Raw genomic sequence first — 2,831 nt, 5'->3', positions numbered from 1 at the left:
TTTAAGTTTGAATGTAGTGAAAGGTGAGTCGCGCTCAACCGCGGTACGAGGTTGGGTGCAGCGTCTTGTTCTGCAAGTCAGTTTTGTTGTGGATAGGAGCCAAGAACAACCTTTTTGAACTCCTCTGGAGCATCGCTAATCAAGTTCTTAACGACTTCATTGTCATATGCTTTGAATCCTGTAGGTGTACGCTTATAGAGTAGAATCAGTTCTGCGCCGTCGTAGACCCATAGTTTGTTTGGAGCCTGAAATTGAGCAACCCACTTTTGGGGAATGATGAGAAGACCATTCTTGTCTCCGTAACCAGTAGTATATGAACTCTTACCTTCGTTGAAAGATATGAGAGGTTTGATGTGGTTTTTTGAAACTTCTGTGATGCTGATTTCAACTTTGTATGAATCACCAGAAAACTTGTAGTTACCGACGTTACTTAGCAATTGGTGACCAGCACTCAGCTGTGGGGCCAAAAGAGCTAGCATTATTATGAAGATGTGTTTGAACATGTGGGATTTAGCCTAACGTAAAGCACACCAACCGAGTACTCGACCAGAAAGCTTTGGATTTCGATTTAAGTGTGAATGTAGTGAAAGGTGAGTCGCGCTCAACCGCGGTACGAGGTTGGGTGCAGCGTCTTGTTAGGCAAGGCAGTTTGGGGGAGGTTAGGTGTGTTTCCAAATTGTACTAATTAGTTCTTCACCCCAGATACTGAGGCAGTTCGCATCAAAAGCTGGGAATGCCACTTCACGAAACCAGTCGGTTCTAATACCCGGGAAATAATCAGGTAGTGCGTCTCTACAAGTTACGTAGTTGTTCATCTCTTCATCAATTTTAAAGTAGTCACCGTCAGAGTTAATTCGAAAACCAATACAGATAATGTCGGTAGAAAACAGATCTTCTTTAAAAGCAAAGACTTCAATTACGTCATCTAGAGCATGTTTCGAGAGCACTTCACCATTAGCACTATAAATGAGGTGCTCTTCAACAATTTCTATGGACGTGTTAGCTGAGCTACACTGTTGAGAGTTGTTTGTATCTGAGGTGCTCATATTTAGCCTAACGTAAAGCACACCAATCACCGAACTCTCAGCGCGCTTTGTTTTTGGGTTAATGTTTGGAGATTGAAAATGGCTCGCGTCTCGACGGTGAGGGGATTGGGTGCAGCGTCTTGTTCTGCAAAGTTAGTTTCTAGATCTTTTAGTAAGAGCTAATATGGAACCAAGGACGAATAAAGTAGAGATTGATGGCTCAGGTATGATTGTGATTACGCCCTGACTTGGCGTGCCGAATGAGAAGGGGTCACCAGCGTCTTCGGATATGAGGCTCGCTGCAAGATCTGGTTCGATTATAAAAGTTACAGGTTCGGAAGACTGTTCATAAGCAGGTATGAAAATGAAGTCTTTGGACGCGTGTAAATTAATTATGTTCGCGGTCTTATCAATAACCATTAATTCTAATGAGGTTAAGTGTGTTACATCATAGTTGATGTTAACCTCAATAACGTTCCCTAATAAGTCTTGCGACGTAATATAACCAGAAAATGAGAAATCTGTAACATCAGATAGTTCCACATTAGAAATATTGTCTTCGAAGGTAACAGACCCGAATCCATTTTTGAGTTGAATTGTAATTGGATTTCCGAGCGCGTCACTAGCTACTATTTCATCAGGCACATAAGTAAAAAATAAAGATGACGAATGTAGCGGATTCACTAACAGTAAGATTACATATAATATTTTGGTATTCATATTTAGCAGAACGTAAAGCACACCAACCGAGTACTCGGCCAGAAAGCTTTGGATTAAGATTTAAGTTTGAATGTAGTAAAAGGTGAGTCGCGCTCAACCGCGGTACGAGGTTGGGTGCAGCGTCTTGTTCTACAAAGGCAATTTTGTTAGTTGTGGGTCGATTTTGAATTAGGCGCAAATTTGTGAATCAGCTGGTAAATGATTCTTATGAACCATGCTGTTGTAATCCAAGTAAGTGCACCCTCAATAAGTTCAACCAACCATGGACTCTCGCTAAATCCACCAATTTGTATTCGCCAGTGACCTTCAAAATAGCGTCCAAGTGAGACTAGTATGAGTGCGAAAATTGAAGTGGTCCACCTGTTACTGTTATCTGTCATCACAAGCCACACGCAGAACGCAGGAATAGCAATGAATAGCGCTAAGGGGAAAATATTTGATATGTCGTTCCAGTTCATGTCGCGTTCAATTTAGTAGAACGTAAAGCACACCAATCACTGAACTCTCAGCGCGCTTTGTTTTTGGGTTAATGTTTGGATGTTGAAAATGGCTCGACTCTCGGCGGTGAAGGGATTGGGTGCAGCGTCTTGTTCTGCAAAGTTAATTTTGAGCGTACTTTTCTGGATAGATGTATGTTTGGTTCCTGCCTTCATCGAAAGCGACAATTGCGTGCTGTGGATCCTCCTCCTGTCCGAATTGCCACATAGAATCTGAAGTTCGTAGTTGAGCTCGTAACTTCGCGACTTCTTTATCAGTACTAATGAAGTAGCGTAAACCAGAACTTAGTGCGTCATCATGAATGATCTGAAAAGGTTCTCTGGTGTTAGAAATCCATGTATCGAGTTTTCCAACTGACGATAGATAATAGAAATCTGCCTTATCTCTAGAGTTCTTCTGATGAGCTTTGGTGGAATACTCATCTGTATGCGGTATATTCCAAGAGCAAGAAACTAGAGAGGTCGCTAGTAGAATTATGGCTGAATCTTTGAGGAGCATGTCAATTTAGCAGAACGTAAAGCACACCAACCGAGTACTCGGCCAGAAAGCTTAGTATTAAGATTTAAGGGTGAATGTAGTGAAAGGTGA

The 2,831-nt window shown here is 41.8% G+C and carries 4 protein-coding genes; all 4 read right to left on the bottom strand.

Translation table 11 applies throughout. The features are described from left to right. Positions 1-77 precede the first annotated feature (77 nt). The 4 genes from ACSHX2_RS15250 to ACSHX2_RS15235 all read right to left on the bottom strand — a co-directional run bounded on the left by ACSHX2_RS15250 (position 78) and on the right by ACSHX2_RS15235 (position 2,741). On the bottom strand, positions 78-479 hold the full coding sequence (locus tag ACSHX2_RS15250; RefSeq protein ID WP_435693818.1) for a hypothetical protein: 402 nt from the start codon (positions 477-479) through the stop codon (positions 78-80). Positions 480-659: 180 nt separating this feature from the next. Next, the gene (locus ACSHX2_RS15245) at positions 660-1,046 is read right to left on the bottom strand and encodes a hypothetical protein (protein ID WP_435693817.1); all 387 of its coding nucleotides are present in this window, start codon (positions 1,044-1,046) and stop codon (positions 660-662) included. A 132-nt stretch (positions 1,047-1,178) separates the two neighbouring features. Beyond that, positions 1,179-1,745: a hypothetical protein gene (locus ACSHX2_RS15240; RefSeq protein WP_435693816.1), complete on the bottom strand. Its 567-nt coding sequence runs from the start codon at positions 1,743-1,745 to the stop codon at positions 1,179-1,181. A 600-nt stretch (positions 1,746-2,345) separates the two neighbouring features. Beyond that, a complete protein-coding gene (locus ACSHX2_RS15235; RefSeq protein WP_435693815.1) occupies positions 2,346-2,741 on the bottom strand; it encodes a hypothetical protein in 396 nt (131 codons plus the stop codon). Between the last annotated feature and the right edge of the window lie 90 nt (positions 2,742-2,831).

The sequence above is a fragment of the Rubritalea sp. genome, assembly GCF_051252225.1.
Lineage (GTDB): Bacteria > Verrucomicrobiota > Verrucomicrobiia > Verrucomicrobiales > Akkermansiaceae > Rubritalea.
Note: the sequence above shows the minus strand (reverse complement) of the source record. Positions and strands in the feature narration are given on the sequence as shown.

Excerpts from the sequence above, each read along its gene's own strand:
- ACSHX2_RS15250 (WP_435693818.1), bottom strand. The coding sequence starts at position 479 with ATGCTAGCTCTTTTGGCCCCACAGCTGAGTGCTGGTCACCAATTGCTA.
- ACSHX2_RS15245 (WP_435693817.1), bottom strand. The coding sequence starts at position 1,046 with ATGAGCACCTCAGATACAAACAACTCTCAACAGTGTAGCTCAGCTAAC.
- ACSHX2_RS15240 (WP_435693816.1), bottom strand. The coding sequence starts at position 1,745 with ATGAATACCAAAATATTATATGTAATCTTACTGTTAGTGAATCCGCTA.
- ACSHX2_RS15235 (WP_435693815.1), bottom strand. The coding sequence starts at position 2,741 with ATGCTCCTCAAAGATTCAGCCATAATTCTACTAGCGACCTCTCTAGTT.